The organism is Curtobacterium sp. PhB136 (assembly GCF_004346855.1).
Taxonomy (GTDB): Bacteria; Actinomycetota; Actinomycetes; order Actinomycetales; family Microbacteriaceae; genus Curtobacterium.
Genome location: NZ_SMGH01000005.1, coordinates 229,026 through 245,903, shown reverse-complemented (window position 1 = coordinate 245,903; position 16,878 = coordinate 229,026). Strand labels below are relative to the sequence as shown.

The following is a 16,878-nucleotide window of genomic DNA, read 5'->3' as shown; positions in this document are numbered from 1 at the left end:
GGGTGCCGCGTCGGTGGTGTCGGGTGCCGGGTCGGTCGGGCTCACTTCGCGGCGGCGACCAGGCTCGACACCGGCACGGCGCCCGCGAGCACACGGCCGTCGTCGGTCAGGTACACGGACACGAGCGAGGTCTGGATCGCACGGCCGCCGTCGACGGCCTTCGTGAGCTGGTTCAGCAGCGTCGAGGCATCGTCACCGAGGCCGCTCTGGTCTGCGGTGCCGGCCGGGAGCTCGGCGATCGTGGACCAGTCCTTGCCGGTCAGCGTCGGAGCGCCGTCGTGGCTCGTGGATCGGTCGCCCTTGCCGGCGCCCGCGTGGTCAGCGGCGTCGGACAGGTCCTTCGTCGTGACCTCCGCGCCGGACGGGGGCGTGAAGTCGAACAGCCGGGACGCCGGTGCGCCGTAGGACAGGCTGGTGAAGCGGACCTGGAACGCCGGGTCGGACTGCCCCTTCGCCTCGATCGCAGCGCGGAGCGGGAGACCGGTCTGCTTGTCCACGGCGAGCTGGACGCTGCCGACGAGGGTGCCGGACGACTTCGGGGTGAGCGTGATCTGCCAGGCGCTCTGCCCGGCGACCTTCGTGGTCGTCGGCTTCGAGACGGTGGTGCTCGGGCGGATCGCGTCGATCGCCTGCTTCGCGATGTCGGCGGGGGTCGTGGTGCCGTCCTGCATCGACTTCGCGGTGTCCGCCGGCAGGGTCACGTGCGTGGCCTGGCGCTCCTTCGAGTCCCACGTCCAGACGTCACTGCCGTTGCGGATGAGGTCCTGCTCGGCGAGCTGCTCCGTCACCTGCACGCGCTGCTTCGTCGCACCGTCGACGTACACGCGCGCGGTGTGCGACGCGGTGAGGAGGCTCAGCGCGTCGGAGGCGTTGCCCTCGAGCGAGGACCCGCCGGACCCGGTGGGGAGTTCCGGGAGGCCGAGGTCGCTGGTCTGCGAGAGCTTGCCCGAGTACTGCGCGCCGGAGGACTTCGCGACGCTGGCGATGACGTCCGCCGCGGTCGGGTTCGCCCCCGCGAGCGGCGTGCTGGCGGCGTTGGCGAGTGCCGGCGCCGCGATGGCCCCGGCGACGACCACCGGCGCGATGACGGCGGGCAGCCATGCGGACTTCTTCATCGGGTTCCCCTCGGTACAGCGTTCGAGTGCTCAGCACACTAGGTCGGGCAACCGACAGTCCGCTGTGCACCCGTCCCGCGCCGCAGTGGCCCGAGCCGCCGACGACCGGAAGGGTGTCACCGCCGGCGAACGTCGACCTCGTCCCCTGACTGCGTGAGGTCGGCATCCACGTCGACCTCGAACACCTCGAGACGACCGTCGGCGAGCACCGCATCGACGAGGCCGCGTGGACCGGCGACGATGGTGGAGTCCCAGTCGATCTCCGATGCCACGACCCACTCGTGGCTCTCCGGCCACAGCATCTGCGGCGTGTGGCCGACGTCGAGCCACGACGATCCGCCGAGTTCTGCCACGGAGGTCCGCAGGAGGGCGAAGTCACGACCGGGCCACTCGAGGACCGGCCCAGCGACGACTCCACGCCGGAGGTCCTCGGCCACCTGTGCGTGCATCGCTCGGACGGCCTCAGCTTGCATCTCGGCGATCTCGCCCGGGGTCGGTTCCTGGTCGCCTCGCCACAACACACCTGCCGTGGCCGACCCGTTGAGATCACCCCACCCGGTCCAGACACCCGCGGTGAGGTCCGACGGTGTGTGCGTCGCGACGGCCAGGTGCCGGGCGAGCACCGCGAACTGTTCCGGTGCGCACCAGCCCCGCGGCGGCGGGCAGATCGTCCAGCCGTCGTCGAACGACCGCGGCAACTCGTCCTCCCGACCGACGAGGCGGGACCACTGCACGAGCGGGTGCACCACACGCCCGGTCCGCGCTGCGACGTCCGCCCACCGCAGAGCACGGCCGTCGACCGCGGGGACGCCGGTGGCCGCCTCTCGGCGGGTGCAGGATCCTGGCGTACGCCGCGAACCCGATGCCGGCGACGCCGCCCGGTGTCGCCCATCGCCCCACTCGGTCGAGCAGCCACGCCCCTCGCTCGACATCGTCCGTCCACTGCACGGTGCGAGCGTAGGCCCGCCGCACAACCGAGAACAGTCCGCACCACGGACTTCCGTGGCGCGGACTGCTTTTGGTTGTGCGAAGCACGCGAAGCACGCGGGGCCCCGCGACGGTCCGGGCCCGGGCCCGGGCCCGGGCCGCCGACGTCAGACCGCGTCGACCCCGGTGGGGGCGCTGCCGTCGTAGGTGCAGATCGCGGCGACCTTCTCGGCCGACGCCGAGGACGTGTCGAACGAGTACCCGAGCCACTCCTTCGCCAGGCGCCGCGCCAGCTCGACCCCGATCACACGCTGCCCCATGCAGAGCACCTGCGCGTCGTTCGAGAGCACCGAACGCTCGACGCTGTACGAGTCGTGCGCGGTGACGGCCCGGATGCCCGGCACCTTGTTCGCGCTGATCGCCACCCCGAGCCCGGTCCCGCAGATCAGGATCGCCCGGTCGGCCTCGCCCGAGGCCACGAGTCGAGCGGCGTCGACCGCCACGTGCGGGTACGCCGTGTGCCCGTCGGCGTCGACACCGACGTCCACGACACTCGACACCCGGTCGTCCGCGAGCAGGTCGCGCTTGATGATCTCCTTGTAGTCGAACCCGGCATCATCCGAGCCGATCACCAGTCGGTACGTCATGCAGCCCAGTCTGCGCGGGCTCAGGACATTTGTCCAGCACACAATTTCTGCTGCGCGTGGCGCGCTACGATCACCCCATGTCGGCCGAGACCCCCACCCCGGACGGCGCCCGCAGCCGTTTCCCGCTCGACACCGTCTACCAGGCGGCGCGGATGTACTACCTCGAGGACGCCACGCAGGTGGAGATCGCCGCCCGGCTCGGCGTCTCCCGGCCGACGGTGTCGCGCCTGGTCTCCGAGGCCCGGCGCGCCGGGCTCGTCCGCATCGAGGTCGTCGACCCGTTCCAGGACGAGACGGTCGCGCTCGCCGAACGGCTGCAGGTGGTGCTCGGCCTCCGGGCTGTGCACCTCACAGCGGTCACGCACGCGGCGACGCTCGGCGCCGACCTCGCCGCGCCGGTCGCCGCAGCCGTCGAGGGCATGGCGCTCCAGCCCGGCGACGCGGTCCTGATGTCCTCCGGTCGCACGGTGTACGACGTCGCACGCTCCGGGATGCCGCAGCTCCACGGCGTGCAGCTCGTCCCGACGGTGGGCGGGCAGGCGGACCCGATGCCGTGGTTCCAGACGAACGAGATCACCCGGACGGCCGCGGAGCGCTCCGGTGCGATCCCGGCCTTCCTCTTCGCGCAGGCGCTGCCGTCGGAGGCGATGCGCGCCTCCCTCGACGAGGACCCGGCGTTCCAGCACGTCATCGGGCTCTGGGGTCGGGCGAAGGGCGCGATCCTCGGCATCGGTGCGCCGATCCCGACCCGCGACGCGATGACCCGGGGCATCCCGGTGGAGGACGAGGCGCTCGACCGTGCGGCCGGCGACGTCTGTCTGAACTTCTACGACGCCGACGGGCGGGCGATCGAGTTCGCGGGCAGCGACCGGATGGTGCGCACCGCGCGCGAGGTCCTCTCCGCCGTCCCGCACGTCGTCGGCCTGGCGGTCGGGGAGTCGAAGGTGCCGAGCATCATCGGGGCGGTCCGTGGCGGCCTGGTCAACGAGCTGGTGACGGACGCCGCGACGGGACGGGCCCTGCTGGACGCGCTCGCCTGACCCGACACCACACGGGTGACGCGGCTGCGGCTCCGGACGTGGGACGAGACGGTCTGGAGGCGCGGTGCGGGTCCGACCCGCGCCTCCCGTCCGCTGGTCGGCGCGTTCCCACCCACCGCGCGCTCGTCAGGAGGTGGGAACGCGCGTACCGGGTCGAAAGGAACGACCGCCAACGCGCGTTTCGACTGCCTCCGCGCGTTGGGACTGCCTACGCGCGTTAGGACCGCCAACGCGCATTTCGACTGCCGACGCGCGTTGGGACTGGCTACGCGCGATCCCGCCGCACGTCCCAGAGGTGGTGCACCGGGTCGTGTGCGTAGTAGGTGGCGAGCGTCGCGACGGTGAACGCGCTGCCGTCGGAGCGGAGGCCGGTGCGCTCGAGCTGGTCGTCCCGGACGTCGTCGAACGCCCGGGCCGCGCGGTGGGCGGCCTCGCCGAGCTCACGCGCGACGGTGGCCGGGTCCTGCTCGCCGTAGTGGTCCTCGATCGCGGTGGCGTCCTGGTCCCAGTTCGGGAACGTCGGGGCGTCCTCGGCGAGCATGAGCGCGAGGCGTTCGGTCATCTTCCGGTGCACGTCGCGGACGTGCGCGCCGTACTCGAGCGCTGACCAGGTGTCCTCGTCCGGACGGTCGCGGACACCGGCCCGCGCGAGCTCGCCGGGCCAGCCGGTCGCGTTCGCCTCGATGATGCCCGGGACGTCGCGGATCGTCACCGTGCTGCCGTCGTAGCCGCACTCGGGGCACGCGCCCTCGATGACCCAGGTCCAGTTCTTCGTGTCCGGTTCGATCGCCATGGGCCGATGTTATGACGTCGTTACTCAGGTTCACGCTTCCGTGTCCCGCTGCGGATCGGGCGTGCCCCTCGTTCGGGTGACACGCCGTTGCCTGGGAATCACCGGCCAATGACATTTCGGTTGCTCGGTAACGTCGTGGCCCGTTCACCGACCCGGCCGATCCGGGTCCGTCCCGAGTCCCGACCCGAGGAGAAACACGTGGGTTCCGATCCCAGCAGTACCGAGCGCCGACGGCCAGCCGAACAGCCGGCCCGTCGGCTCCGCGAGAGCGACGTCACCGTCGTCGACAAGAGCATGATGCGCAAGGCCGTCAGCGGCATGGTCGTCGGCAACACGATGGAGTGGTACGACGTCGGCGTGTACGGCTACCTCGCCGTGACCATGGGGCGGGTGTTCCTGCCGACCGCCGAGCCCGCGGTGCAGATCCTGTTCAGCCTCGGGGTGTTCGCGGCGACGTACGTCGCGCGGCCGCTCGGCGGGATCGTGTTCGGGCGCCTCGGGGACCGGATCGGTCGCCAGAAGGTGCTCGCCACGACACTCATCCTGATGGCGTCGTCGACCTTCCTCATCGGGGCGCTGCCGGCGTACGCGACGATCGGGGTCTTCGCACCGATCGTCCTCGTCGTGCTCAAGCTCCTGCAGGGCTTCTCGACCGGCGGTGAGTACGCCGGCGCGACCACGTTCGTGACCGAGTACGCCCCCGACCGTCGTCGCGGGTTCTTCGCGAGCATCCTCGACTTCGGCAGCTACATGGGCTTCGCGCTCGGCGCCACGGTGGTGTCGGTGCTGCAGATCACCCTCGGCGACGACGCGATGACCGCGTGGGGCTGGCGGCTGCCGTTCCTGGCCGCCGGTGTGATCGGCGCCGTGGCGATCTGGTTCCGTCTGCGCATCGAGGAGTCCCCGGTGTTCGCCGCGACCCAGGCCGCGCAGGCCGCGTCCTCCGAGGTGCTCGCCGACGCGTCCGGGGACCGCCCCGCGAACGTGTTCGCGATGATCCGCGAGCACTGGCGTCCGATCGTCATCGCGATCATGCTCGTCGCCGCGTCGAACACCGTCGGCTACGCGCTGACCTCGTACATGCCGACGTACCTCACCGACTCGCTCGGGTACTCCGCGCTCGACGGCACGCTCCTCACCATCCCGGTGCTGGTGCTCCTCGCCGTGATGCTGCCCCTGACCGGCAAGCTGTCCGACAAGCTCGGCCGCCGCGTCGTGATGTGGATCGGAGCCGCCACGACCGTGGTGCTCGTCGTCCCCGCGTTCCTGCTCATCGGGCACGGCGAGCAGTGGTCGACGCTGTCCGGCCTCGCGCTCCTGGCGCTGATGACCGCGCTGTGGGTGTCGAACCAGGCGGCGTCGCTGCCGGCGCTGTTCCCGACCTCCACCCGGTACGGCGGGATGGGCTTCGCGTACAACATCGCGATCGCGGTGTTCGGCGGGACGACGCCGCTCATCGTGCAGGCGCTGCTCACGGCGACGGGCGACGAGCTCGCGCCGGCGTACTTCCTGATGGCGATGAGCGTCGTCGGTGCGATCGGGGTGTTCTGCATGAAGGAGTCCTCGCAGCGACCGCTCCCCGGGTCGATGCCCGCGGTGGAGACGGCCGAGGAGGCCCGCGAGCTCGTCCTCACGCAGGACACGAACCCGAACCTCGACCTCGGGGACCTGCCCTTCGCCGCTGAGGACGCGGTCCGGGCGGCCCGGGAGCGGGAGCTGTCCGCGGCACGCTGACGCGCCGCGCACCGACGGTGGCGTCGGGGCCCGGGCCGGGCTCCGAGGCCGCCGTAGGGTGGGAGCATGCGACTGCTGCTCATCCGACACGGCCAGACCCCCGCGAACGTGAACGGCGTCCTCGACGCCGAGGTGCCCGGTCCGAGCCTGACGGAGCTCGGGCAGCAGCAGGCAGCAGCACTGCCGGCGGCGCTCGCGGACCGCGGCATCGAGCGGCTCTTCGTCTCCTCGATGGTCCGGACGCACCACACCGCGGCTCCGCTCTCCGCCGCGCTCGGCATCGACCCCGTGGTGCTCCCGGGCCTCCGCGAGATCGAGGCCGGGGACCTGCAGGGAGCGCGGGACCAGACCTCCGTGCAGCGGTACCTGGCCGCCTGCTACGCGTGGGCGTCGGGGGAGCGCGAGGCCCGGATGCCCGGCGCGGAGACCGGCGAGGACTTCTTCGACCGCTACGACGAGGCCGTCCGGCAGATCGAGGACACCGGCGTCGCGGTCGCCGCGGCGTTCAGCCACGGTGCGGCGATCCGGATCTGGGCCGCCACGACCGCGCAGAACGTGCCGAACGACCTCGGCGCGGACCGGCACCTGGAGAACACCGGCGTCGTCGAGCTCGAGGGGTCGAGTGCCGACGGGTGGCGCCTCGTGGACTGGGAGGGCGAGCCGATGGGCGGCGACGACCTCATCGACCGGACCGCGCAGGACCCGACCGGCGAGCGGTTCTAGACCCGGACACAGACGGAAGGGAGGCCCAGTGCCAGCTGGCACCGGGCCTCCCGTCCGTCAGTGGTGACGACCACCCACCTGGCCGCGACTACGCGCGGGCGGCGGCTGCCGTCAACGGCACGATCACGCCGTGCGACTCGCGCAGCACGTCGAGGGTGCGCTGGACCTCGTCCGAGCGCTCTTCCGGCGACCAGCCGAGGACGCCGGCGAGCACGTCGGCGAGCTCGTCGAGCAGGTCGATGGTGACGCCACCGACGAACGCGAGGTTCGTGCGGCGGAGCACCACGTCGACCAGGTGCACGGCGTGCTCGTGCTCGGCGAAGTACGCGACCTCGGCGCGGGTCAGCGCAGGGTCGGACTCGAGTGCCTCGACCGGGCCGTCGGTGAGGACGTCCACGACCTCGGCCGCGCGGGTGCCATAGCGCTCGAGCAGACCCTCGACCAGCTTCGCGTCGAGCCCGTCGCGGTGCGACTTGATCCACAGGGCGCGCTGGGCGTCCGTGGTCGGGTACTCCTTGCCGCCGCCGATGGCCATGCCCGTCGTGTCGACCTTGCGGGCGACACCGAGCTTCGTCGTGGCCTCGGTCGAGAGGTGCGCGGCGAGGGCACGGAACGTCGTCCACTTGCCGCCGACGAGCGACAGCACGGTGCTGTTCGGCAGACCGGCGATGGGGGTGTCCACGATCCGGTAGTCACGGGAGACGAAGCCGGGGGCGGTGTCCTCGTGGCGGGGGAGCGGACGGATGCCGGAGTAGCTGTAGACGATGTGCTCGCGGGTGACGTCGATCTGCGGGAAGACGTGCTTCACGAGGCCGAAGAAGTAGTCGATCTCCTCGTCCGTCGTGGTGACCGGCTTCGCGGGGTCGGCGTCGATGTCCGTCGTGCCGATGAGGACCCGGCCCTTGAGCGGGTAGATCAGCACGATGCGGCCGTCGTCGTTCTCGAAGAACAGCTCGCGGCCCTTGGTGGCCTCGAGCAGCTCGTCGTTGTGCACGACGATGTGCGAGCCCTTCGTGCCGCCCATGAACTTGGTCTCGCCGCCGAACGCGCCGTTGGTGAGGTCGGTCCAGGGGCCGGAGGCGTTGATCACGACGTCGGCGGTGAAGACGAACTCGTCGCCGGTCTCGCGGTCGCGGAGCAGGACGCCGCCGTCGCGGGTGCCGGCTGCCTCGACGTAGTTCGTGGCGCGGGCGGTGGCCGCGCTGGTGGTGGTCCCGTCGGCGCTCGTGCCGGCCGTGAGGCCGTCCTTGAGGACGTCGAGCGCCAGGCGCTCCGGCTCGTGCACGGAGGCGTCGTAGTAGGTGCCCGTGTACTTGAGGTCCTTGTTCAGGGCCGGCATGTCCGCGAGCGCGGCCTTCTTGGTGCGGAAGACGTGCTTCGGGACCGAACCGCCGTCACGGGAGAAGGAGTCGTAGATCGTCATGCCGATCTTGATGAGCATCGCGCCGCGCTCCTTCGTGGAGCGCTGCTTGTGCGTGAGCATCCGCAAGGGGGCGTTCATGATGCCGGAGAAGGTCGAGAAGATCGGCATCGTCGTCTGCAGCGGCTTGACGTAGTGCGGGGCGATGCGGATCAGGCCGTTGCGCTCCTGCACGCTCTCGCGCACCAGGCGGAACTCGCCGTTCTCGAGGTAGCGGATGCCGCCGTGGATCATGTGGCTCGACGCCGCGGAGGCGCCGGAGGCGTAGTCGCCACGCTCGACGAGCGCGACGTCGACGCCCTGGAGGGCCAGGTCGCGGAAGGTGGCGATGCCGTTGATGCCGCCACCGACGATGAGGACCTGTGCGTTCGGACGCTCGGTGAGGTTCGTCACTGTGCGTCGGGGCTGCGTCGTCTTCGACATGTGCGTACGCGTCGCTTTCTGTGGGTCGGTTCGCTGGGTTCGAGAACGATCGTGCTCCTCCGGTGAGAGGCCGGGCAACTCGCGTGCACGAACGTGCAGCACACGTGTCGACGTGTCCGATTCCGGTTCGGCACGGGCGGTCGGGCTTGCAAGCGCCATGCACGTCCGTGCATGGTTGCTCCATGAGCGATGCCGCCCAACCGATGCGCACGCAGCAGGCCCTGCGGGCCGCGCACCTCTACTACCTGCAGGACCTGACGATGGACGCGATCGCCGACGAGCTCGGCACGTCCCGCTCCTCGGTGTCCCGCCTGCTCAAGCACGCCAGGGACACCGGACTCGTCGACATCCAGATCCGGTCCCCCCTCGACCAGGCCGCAGCGCTCAGCCGGAACATCCGTGCACGGTTCGGCGTGCACGCGCACGTCGTCCCCGTGCCGGACCACACGAGCGACGTCGACCGGCTCGAGCGGGTCGCGCTCTCCGCCGCTCGGATCCTGACCCAGTACATCGAGTCGAACATGGTGATCGGGATCTCCTGGGGCTCGACGGTCAGTGCGGTCAGCCGGTACCTCGTGCCGAAGACCACCCACGGGTCGACGGTCGTGCAGGTGAACGGCGCCGCGAACACCCGCACCACGGGCATCGTCTACGCGTCCGAGATCCTCCGGCGCTTCGGCGAGGCGTACGGCGCGCTCGTGCAGCAGTTCCCGGTCCCGGCGTTCTTCGACGACCCCACCACGAAGGAGGCGCTGTTCCGCGAACGCTCGATCCGCCGCGTGCTCGACCTGCACGAGCGGATGGACGTCGTCGTGTTCGGCGTCGGCGCCCCGCAGGCCCCGGTCCCCTCGCACGTGTACTCCGGCGGGTACCTCGACCCCGCCGACCGCGAGGAACTCACGAAGGCCAAGGTCGTCGGTGACGTCTCCACCGTGTTCTACCGGGCGGACGGGTCCTGGCGGGACATCGGGGTGAACGCCCGCGCCGGTGGGCCGGACCTGGACACGATCAAGCGGGCTCCGCGGCGGATCTGCGTCGTGGCCGGGCGGGGGAAGGCGGCGTCGCTCAAGGGGGCACTGGCCGCGGGACTGATCACCGACCTCATCCTCGACGAGAGCATCGGGCAGGCGATCCTGCAGAACTGAGCCGGGGGACGCGGATCACGGGTCGCTGTCGGTGGTCGCGCGTACCTTCTCGGCCATGGTGCTTCCCACGGACTCCCGTCCGCCGGCCACGGCGGTGAGCGCCACACCTGTGTCCCCGATCGACGCCGCCGACCGACCCGATCGTCGCTGGTCCAAGCGGCTCGCCGGCACCGACGTCGACCAGGCACTGGCCTTCTTCTCGGCTGGTTACGAGCTCCGCTCCCCGAACGTCCGGCGGACCTCGCCGCGCAGCGCGTGGAGCTTCGCCGGGGTCGGCGACGAGCGGATGTCCCTGCGGACCGCACGCTTCGACGTCGACATCCGGAGCGAGAGTCGCGCGGACGCCGAGTTCATGGTCATCTGGCTGCGCTCGGGCACGAGCACCCTGACCTACGGCGGCCAGTCCGTCGACCTGCAGGCTGGCGTCCCCCTGGTGCTGCCCATCGACGACACCTGGGACCTGCACCACCGGGACATCTCGCTGAACATGGTGCAGCTCGACCGCTCCTTCCTGAGCTCGCTCGCCGGTGAGGACGACTTCGCCTTCGAGCCGATGCAGCGGGCGTCCGGCGACGGACTGCGAGCGTGGCAGCACGCCGTCCGGTCACACTCGGCGACGTGGCTCGACATGGACCACGTCCTCGGTGACGTCGAGCGCCGGGTCGTCGCCGAGTCGTTCGGCACGGCAGCGCTCCGTGCGTTCCCGCGCCGGACCCTCTGGCGCGCCTCGGTGCCCGGCACCGGGCCGGAGCACGCGCGACTGCGCCGGGCGCTGGAGTTCGTGCACGCCCACGCGAACGAGCCGATCGGCACGCCGGAGATCGCCGCGGCCGCGGGGCTCAGCCCCCGCGGGCTGCAGCAGTCGCTCCGCCGGCACCTCGACCAGACGCCGGGGGACCTGTTGCGGCAGGTCCGGCTCGACGGCGCGCACGCGGACCTCCGTCATGCCGACCGTGACGAGGTCTCGGTCGCCGAGATCGCCCGGTCGTGGGGGTTCGGTCACCTCGGCCGCTTCTCCGCCGCGTACCGGTCGCGGTTCGGCGAACTGCCGAGTGAATCGCTCCGCGCCCGGAGCTGAGCGGCCGAATCCCATCGCACGGATCCCGATCCGATCAGCGGGATGTTCGGCCGTAACGCGCCGGACACGCACGAGTGGCTGGATGGTGGTCGCCCGCCGCTCGCAGCCCACGAAGGAGTCCGCCATGCTCATCGGCGTCCCCACCGAGATCAAGAACAACGAGTTCCGCGTCGCCGCCACCCCTGCCGGTGTCGCCGAGTTGACGATGCACGGGCACGACGTGCTCGTGCAGGCCGGGGCCGGTGACGGTTCGTCCTTCCCGGACGCCGAGTACGCCGCCGCTGGTGCGACGATCGTCCCGTCGGCCGCCGACGTGTGGAGCCGTGCCGAGCTCGTCCTCAAGGTGAAGGAGCCGGTCGCGTCCGAGTACGCGTCGATCCGACCCGGGCAGGTCCTCTTCACCTACCTGCACCTCGCAGCCGACCGCCCGCTGACCTCCGCGCTGATGGACTCCGGCGCGACCGCGATCGCGTACGAGACCGTCCAGCTTCCCGACCGCTCGCTGCCCCTGCTGTCGCCGATGTCCGAGATCGCCGGTCGGCTCTCGGCCCAGGTCGGCGCGAACCACCTGATGCGCGCGAACGGTGGCCGCGGGCTGCTGCTCGGCGGCGTCCCCGGCACGCCGAAGGGCCGCGTGGTCGTCATCGGCGGCGGTGTCGCCGGTGAGCACGCCGCGGCGATGGCGCTCGGGCTCGGTGCCGAGGTCACCGTGTTCGACATCAGCCTGCCGCGCCTGCGGGCACTCGACGCCCGGTTCGACGGGCGCATCACGACCCTCCGGTCCTCGTCGCACGCGATCGCCTCGGCGCTGCAGGACGCGGACCTGGTGATCGGTTCCGTGCTCATCCCCGGGGCGTCGGCGCCGAAGCTCGTCACCGACGCGATGGTCGCGGACATGCGTCCGGGGTCGGTGCTCGTGGACATCGCGATCGACCAGGGCGGGTGCTTCGAGGGCTCGCGGCCGACCACGCACGACGACCCGACGTTCCGGGTGCACGACGCCGTGTACTACTGCGTTGCGAACATGCCCGGTGCCGTCCCGCGCACCTCGACGATCGCGCTGACGAACGCGACGCTGCCCTACGCCGTGGCGATCGCGAACCAGGGCTGGGAAGCGGCGCTCGAGTCCGACCCGGCGCTCGCCCGCGGGCTCAACGTGCACGACGGCCACGTGACGAACGAGGCCGTCGCTGCCGCGCACGGGCTGACGGCCGCCGCGCGCTGAGCCGCGGGGCTCTGCTGGCCGGCGGCGGCGGCACCCGCGCCGGCGCACCCGCACCGGCGCACCCGCGCAGGCCGTCGGGGCACGCGGCGGGGCGAGGGAAGCGACACCGCGTACACGATTGCGCCGCGCGATCGTGTACGTGGTGTCGCTTTCGTCGCTGCGGGGATGATGTACGCGCATCGGGCGACATCGGGTACACGATTGCGTGGCGCATCCGGCCGCGTGGTGTCGCTTTCGTCGCGTGCTCGGCCGCCGCAGCGCGGGGCGCTACCGGACCGCGCGGGGCGCGTGCGCGGCCGGAGCGCGGAAGCCAGCGCGCGCCCGCACGACGAGCGTCACCACGACGGCGAGCGCAGCGGCCACGAGTGCCGCGACCGCGGTCGGCACGGACACCAGGGGGCCGTCGAGCCGCGCGACCGCGACCCACGCCAACCCCCACGCGAGCGACGCCGTCGGAGCCAGGCGCCCACGACCGGCCACGGCGATGAGCACCCCGACGAGCCCGGCGACGAGGGCCACGACGACACCCCAGACGTCCTGCGACAGCCCGAAGCCCCGGAAGCCGGCGGCCGTCAGCACCGCGGCCGTGTTCGCCGCCGTCGCGACGCACACCCACCCGAGGTAGAGCCCGAAGGTGCCGTCGGTGACGATGGCCTCGACGATGCCGGAGGGGCGGGTGCGTCGGAGGATGACGAACGTCCACGCGAGGACGGCCAGCAGCGCGACGATGATCGGTTCGCTCAGCCAGAGGAAGCCGAACTGTACGGACAGGATCCACGCGGCGTTGAGCAGCAGGGACAGCGTCGCGGGGACGGCGAGCCGGTCGTGGCGGGCCTCGTCACCGCGGCGGGGGAGGAACTGCCACACGGCGAAGGCGATCAGGCCGACGTAGATGACGCTCCAGATGCCGAAGGCCGGCCCGTCGGGGGCGATCGCCGTGGACGACGCCGACAGTGCCCCGCCCGCTGCGTCCTGGATCGGCGTGCCACCGGCGGCGCCGGACCCGATGAACGAGCCCACCACGGCGACGACGGCGCTCGCCGCGATCACGATCTTCCGGAACCATCGCATGGCCACTCCCTTCGTCGACACGCCTTCGTCAGCATGCTGATGACCTGCACGGTAGACGGATCATCCACCCGCGCGTGCAGGCGGGGTCCAGCGAGCGGGGGACATGCGGCCCCGGGACCTGCGTAGGTTGGGGTCGTGACCGTCGAGCTCAACACCGCGTACATCGACCGCATCGCACCGATCGCGAGTCCGACGCTCGACGACACCTTCCGGATGATGCACGAGCAGGACGCCAGCGCCTGCGTGGTCCTCTACCAGCCCGACGCCGTGGAGCTCGGGGACGTCGCGGTCGCCCTCGGACTGCACGAGCTCGCGGTGGAGGACTCCGCCGAGGGCCACCAGCGACCGAAGCTCGAGCGCTACGGCTCGACGCTGTTCGCGGTGCTGAAGCCGGCGCTCTACAACGACCAGCGTGAAGAGGTCGAGTTCGGCGAGGTACACGCCTTCGTCGGGGAGGACTTCTTCCTGGCCGTCGTGCAGGCCGACCCCCGCGGGAAGCACGTCGTACCGCGAGCACTGCAGCGGATGAGTGGCAAGCCGGGGCTCGTGACCGCGGGGCCGCAAGCGCAGCTGTGGGCGCTGATGGACTCGATCGTGGACGACTACATCCCGGTGATCGAGGGCCTCGAGGAGGACATCAACCAGATCGAGGACCAGCTCTTCGCCGGGGTCGCCGGGGTGTCCCGTCGCATCTACGAGCTGTTCGGGGAGGTCGTCGACTTCCAGCGCGCCGCCCGGCCCCTCATCCACATGATCGAGAACATCCACCGCGGCGCCGAGAAGTACCACCTGCCGGTCGAGATGCAGCGCCGCTTCCGTGACGTCCTCGACCACGCGATCCGGACGGTCGAGCGCATCGACACGTTTCGGCAGCTGCTGCAGAACGCGCTGACGGTCGACGCGACCCTGGCGGCGCAGAAGCAGAACGACGACACGAAGAAGATCTCCGGCTGGGCGGCGATCCTCTTCGCGCCGACCCTCATCGCGGCGATCTACGGCATGAACTTCACGCACATGCCGGAGTTGACGTGGACGTGGGGCTACCCGCTGGCGGTGATCGCGATGGTCGCGTTCGCCGCTGCGCTGTTCGTGGTCTTCAAGGTGAAGCGCTGGTTCTGACGACCTGACATACTTACGCAACAAAAGTAAGCCGACCAGGAGCTCCGATGACGCACTCCCTCGTCCACCTGACCACCGCCGGGGTCTCCCTCGTGCTCGACTGCACCGGGGGTCGCTTGCCCTCGGTGGTGCACTGGGGTGCCGCCCTCGGGGAGTTGTCCACCGAGGACCTGCAGGCGATCGTCACCGCGGGCCGTGAGCCCATCGTGTCGAACGCCGTCGACGAACCGATCCGCGTGGCGATCCTGCCCGAGCCGCACGCCGGCTGGTCCGGGAAGCCGGGCGTGAGCGGGCACCGGGACGGGGAGGACTGGTCACCGCGGTTCACGACGACGAGCATCGACGTGATCGGAGAAGCCCACGAGACACGGGCCCACGAGACGCGGGCCCACGAGACACGGGCCCACGAGGCGCAGGCCCACGAGACGGCAGACAGTGCAGCCGCCCCCACCCGCATCGACGCCGGCCCCGCGACCGTCGTCGTCGAGGCCGCCGATGCCCACGCCCAGCTCGCCGTCCGCCTGGAGATCGAGCTGCTGCCCTCCGGCCTCGTCCGCACCCGCGCCGCCCTCACGAACACCGGCACCGGCACGTACACGGTCGACGACCTCACGGTCGCGCTCCCGATCCCGACCAGGGCCCGAGAGATCCTGGACTTCGCCGGCCGCTGGGGCAAGGAGCGCACCCCGCAGCGCCGCGAGCTCGTGGTCGGCATCCACGAGCGCGAGGGACGGAAGGGCCGCACCGGGGCCGACGCGGCCACGGTCCTGAGCGTCGGCGTCCCCGGGTTCGGCTTCGCCGACGGCGAGCTCTGGGGTGTCCACGCCGCGTGGAGCGGCAACCACCGGCACTTCGCGGAGCGCCTGTTCAACGGCAAGCAGGTCATCGGCGGCGGCGAGCTCCTGCTGCCGGGCGAGGTGCGCCTCGGCACGGGGGAGACCTACGAGGGCCCCTGGCTCCACGGCGCGTACGCGAACGGCCTCGACGAGCAGGCCCGCCGCTTCCACCGGTACCTCCGCAGCCGTCCGCAGCACCCCCGGAGCGTCCGCCCGATGACGATCAACGTCTGGGAGGCGGTCTACTTCGACCACGACCTGGCCCGGCTGGAGGACCTCGCCGACCGGTCCGCCCGCCTCGGCGTGGAGCGCTTCGTCCTCGACGACGGGTGGTTCCGCCACCGTCGCAACGACTTCGCGGGCCTCGGCGACTGGTTCGTCGACGAGGACGTCTGGCCCGACGGGTTGTCGCCGCTCGTCGACCACGTCCGTGCCGCCGGCATGCAGTTCGGCCTGTGGTTCGAGCCGGAGATGATCAACGAGGACAGCGACCTCGCCCGGGCGCACCCGGAGTGGATCATGCAGGCCGACGGACGCCTGCCGGTCCGGTCCAGGCACCAGCAGGTCCTCAACCTCGCGATCCCGGAGGCGTACGAGTACGTGCTCGACCGGATGACCGCGATCATCGACGAGTACCGGATCGACTACGTGAAGTGGGACCACAACCGGGACCTGGTCGAGGCCGGGTACCGGGACGGCGGGGCGGCCGTCCACGAGCAGACCCTGGCGGCGTACCGGCTGATGGCGGCGCTCAAGGACCGTTTCCCGGGGTTCGAGATCGAGTCGTGCTCGTCGGGTGGTTCCCGCGTGGACCTCGGCGTGATCGAGCACACCGACCGCGTCTGGGTCTCGGACTGCATCGACCCGCTCGAGCGGCAGCAGATGAACCGCTGGACGATGCAGCTGCTGCCGGCGGAGCTCCTCGGCTCGCACATCGCCAGCGGCGTGAACCACACGACGGGGCGCTGGCACGACCTGTCGTTCCGGGCGGGCACCGCGCTGTTCGGGCACCTCGGCATCGAGTGGGACCTGTCCAAGGCCACCGCGGCCGAGGAGCGGGACCTCGCCGAGTGGATCGCGCTCTACAAGGACACCCGGGCGCTGCTGCACGGTGGTGACCTAGTACGCGTCGACCAGGTCGACGACACGCTGAACGTCTACGGCGTGGTCGCGCCGGACCGCCGGGAGGCGATGTTCTTCCTGGCGTCCCTCGCCGCCCCCGAGGTGAGTCTCCGCGGTCGGATCACGTTCCGCGACCTCGACCCGGACGCGCGGTACCGCGTCGACCCGGTGCTCATCGGCAGCGGTGCCGACGGCGTCCGTGCCCCGGAATGGTGGTCCGGTGCGCGGGTCTTCACCGGTCGCGTCCTCGCGTCGGTGGGCCTCGAGGCCCCGGCCACGTACACCGAGCGCGTGGTCCCGTTCCGGCTCACCGCGATCTGATCCGGACCCCGTGACGGCCTGGAGGCTCGTGGCGGCGCCGCCACGAGCCTCCAGGCCGTCAGCTGGTCACCACCTCGTCGTGGCGACCTCTTGACACCGCTTTCTTTTGTGGCGACACTAAACCCGTCCGGGGCTGCCA

At 71.3% G+C, this 16,878-nt stretch carries 14 protein-coding genes; 8 read left to right on the top strand and 6 right to left on the bottom strand.

What is annotated here, in order from left to right:
- Nucleotides 1-41: 41 nt before the first annotated feature.
- The 3 genes from EDF27_RS07575 to EDF27_RS07565 form a co-directional block, all read right to left on the bottom strand.
- Complete coding sequence (locus EDF27_RS07575; RefSeq protein ID WP_132048003.1) at nt 42-1,115, bottom strand: outer membrane lipoprotein carrier protein LolA; 1,074 nt, start codon at nt 1,113-1,115, stop codon at nt 42-44.
- A 116-nt stretch (nt 1,116-1,231) separates the two neighbouring features.
- Nucleotides 1,232-1,864 (bottom strand): hypothetical protein, encoded by a 633-nt coding sequence (locus EDF27_RS07570; protein WP_132048000.1) that lies wholly within the window; start codon nt 1,862-1,864, stop codon nt 1,232-1,234.
- A 345-nt stretch (nt 1,865-2,209) separates the two neighbouring features.
- Nucleotides 2,210-2,689 (bottom strand): ribose-5-phosphate isomerase, encoded by a 480-nt coding sequence (locus EDF27_RS07565; RefSeq protein WP_132047998.1) that lies wholly within the window; start codon nt 2,687-2,689, stop codon nt 2,210-2,212.
- A gap of 77 nt (nt 2,690-2,766) precedes the next feature.
- Here EDF27_RS07565 and EDF27_RS07560 point away from each other — a divergent pair, with 77 nt between their 5' ends.
- Nucleotides 2,767-3,729 (top strand): sugar-binding domain-containing protein, encoded by a 963-nt coding sequence (locus EDF27_RS07560; RefSeq protein ID WP_123655641.1) that lies wholly within the window; start codon nt 2,767-2,769, stop codon nt 3,727-3,729.
- Nucleotides 3,730-3,994: 265 nt separating this feature from the next.
- On the opposite strand, the gene EDF27_RS07555 is transcribed toward EDF27_RS07560, so the two are convergent.
- Nucleotides 3,995-4,522 carry a DinB family protein gene (locus tag EDF27_RS07555; protein WP_132047996.1) on the bottom strand — a complete coding sequence of 176 codons (528 nt, stop codon included), beginning with the start codon at nt 4,520-4,522 and terminating at the stop codon, nt 3,995-3,997.
- Nucleotides 4,523-4,720: 198 nt separating this feature from the next.
- Here EDF27_RS07555 and EDF27_RS07550 point away from each other — a divergent pair, with 198 nt between their 5' ends.
- Together EDF27_RS07550 and EDF27_RS07545 are read left to right on the top strand one after the other, a co-directional pair.
- Nucleotides 4,721-6,256, top strand: coding sequence for an MFS transporter (locus EDF27_RS07550; RefSeq protein ID WP_123655639.1), 1,536 nt, complete (start codon nt 4,721-4,723; stop codon nt 6,254-6,256).
- A 66-nt stretch (nt 6,257-6,322) separates the two neighbouring features.
- Nucleotides 6,323-6,979, top strand: a complete 657-nt coding sequence (locus tag EDF27_RS07545; protein ID WP_132047994.1) for a histidine phosphatase family protein — start codon at nt 6,323-6,325, stop codon at nt 6,977-6,979.
- An 88-nt stretch (nt 6,980-7,067) separates the two neighbouring features.
- Here EDF27_RS07545 and EDF27_RS07540 read toward each other — a convergent pair whose 3' ends face one another.
- Nucleotides 7,068-8,822, bottom strand: a complete 1,755-nt coding sequence (locus EDF27_RS07540) for a glycerol-3-phosphate dehydrogenase/oxidase (protein ID WP_132047992.1) — start codon at nt 8,820-8,822, stop codon at nt 7,068-7,070.
- A gap of 182 nt (nt 8,823-9,004) precedes the next feature.
- Here EDF27_RS07540 and EDF27_RS07535 point away from each other — a divergent pair, with 182 nt between their 5' ends.
- From EDF27_RS07535 to ald, 3 genes are all read left to right on the top strand, one after another.
- A complete protein-coding gene (locus EDF27_RS07535) occupies nt 9,005-9,967 on the top strand; it encodes a sugar-binding domain-containing protein (RefSeq protein WP_165931393.1) in 963 nt (320 codons plus the stop codon).
- Nucleotides 9,968-10,022: 55 nt separating this feature from the next.
- A complete protein-coding gene (locus tag EDF27_RS07530; protein ID WP_123655636.1) occupies nt 10,023-11,045 on the top strand; it encodes an AraC family transcriptional regulator in 1,023 nt (340 codons plus the stop codon).
- A gap of 124 nt (nt 11,046-11,169) precedes the next feature.
- Nucleotides 11,170-12,270 (top strand): alanine dehydrogenase, encoded by a 1,101-nt coding sequence (gene ald / locus EDF27_RS07525; protein WP_123655635.1) that lies wholly within the window; start codon nt 11,170-11,172, stop codon nt 12,268-12,270.
- Nucleotides 12,271-12,537: 267 nt separating this feature from the next.
- Here ald and EDF27_RS07520 read toward each other — a convergent pair whose 3' ends face one another.
- Nucleotides 12,538-13,341: a tryptophan-rich sensory protein gene (locus tag EDF27_RS07520; protein ID WP_132047990.1), complete on the bottom strand. Its 804-nt coding sequence runs from the start codon at nt 13,339-13,341 to the stop codon at nt 12,538-12,540.
- Nucleotides 13,342-13,476: 135 nt separating this feature from the next.
- Here EDF27_RS07520 and EDF27_RS07515 point away from each other — a divergent pair, with 135 nt between their 5' ends.
- Both EDF27_RS07515 and EDF27_RS07510 read left to right on the top strand, forming a co-directional pair.
- Nucleotides 13,477-14,460 carry a magnesium and cobalt transport protein CorA gene (locus tag EDF27_RS07515; protein ID WP_123655633.1) on the top strand — a complete coding sequence of 328 codons (984 nt, stop codon included), beginning with the start codon at nt 13,477-13,479 and terminating at the stop codon, nt 14,458-14,460.
- 47 nt (nt 14,461-14,507) lie between these two features.
- A complete protein-coding gene (locus EDF27_RS07510) occupies nt 14,508-16,739 on the top strand; it encodes an alpha-galactosidase (RefSeq protein ID WP_123702069.1) in 2,232 nt (743 codons plus the stop codon).
- The last annotated feature ends 139 nt before the right edge of the window (nt 16,740-16,878 follow it).

Coding starts and splice junctions, on each gene's coding strand:
- EDF27_RS07555 (WP_132047996.1), bottom strand. CDS start 4,522: ATGGCGATCGAACCGGACACGAAGAACTGGACCTGGGTCATCGAGGGC.
- EDF27_RS07545 (WP_132047994.1), top strand. CDS start 6,323: ATGCGACTGCTGCTCATCCGACACGGCCAGACCCCCGCGAACGTGAAC.
- EDF27_RS07575 (WP_132048003.1), bottom strand. CDS start 1,115: ATGAAGAAGTCCGCATGGCTGCCCGCCGTCATCGCGCCGGTGGTCGTC.
- EDF27_RS07535 (WP_165931393.1), top strand. CDS start 9,005: ATGAGCGATGCCGCCCAACCGATGCGCACGCAGCAGGCCCTGCGGGCC.
- EDF27_RS07510 (WP_123702069.1), top strand. CDS start 14,508: ATGACGCACTCCCTCGTCCACCTGACCACCGCCGGGGTCTCCCTCGTG.
- ald (WP_123655635.1), top strand. CDS start 11,170: ATGCTCATCGGCGTCCCCACCGAGATCAAGAACAACGAGTTCCGCGTC.
- EDF27_RS07565 (WP_132047998.1), bottom strand. CDS start 2,689: ATGACGTACCGACTGGTGATCGGCTCGGATGATGCCGGGTTCGACTAC.
- EDF27_RS07560 (WP_123655641.1), top strand. CDS start 2,767: ATGTCGGCCGAGACCCCCACCCCGGACGGCGCCCGCAGCCGTTTCCCG.
- EDF27_RS07540 (WP_132047992.1), bottom strand. CDS start 8,822: ATGTCGAAGACGACGCAGCCCCGACGCACAGTGACGAACCTCACCGAG.
- EDF27_RS07530 (WP_123655636.1), top strand. CDS start 10,023: ATGGTGCTTCCCACGGACTCCCGTCCGCCGGCCACGGCGGTGAGCGCC.
- EDF27_RS07520 (WP_132047990.1), bottom strand. CDS start 13,341: ATGCGATGGTTCCGGAAGATCGTGATCGCGGCGAGCGCCGTCGTCGCC.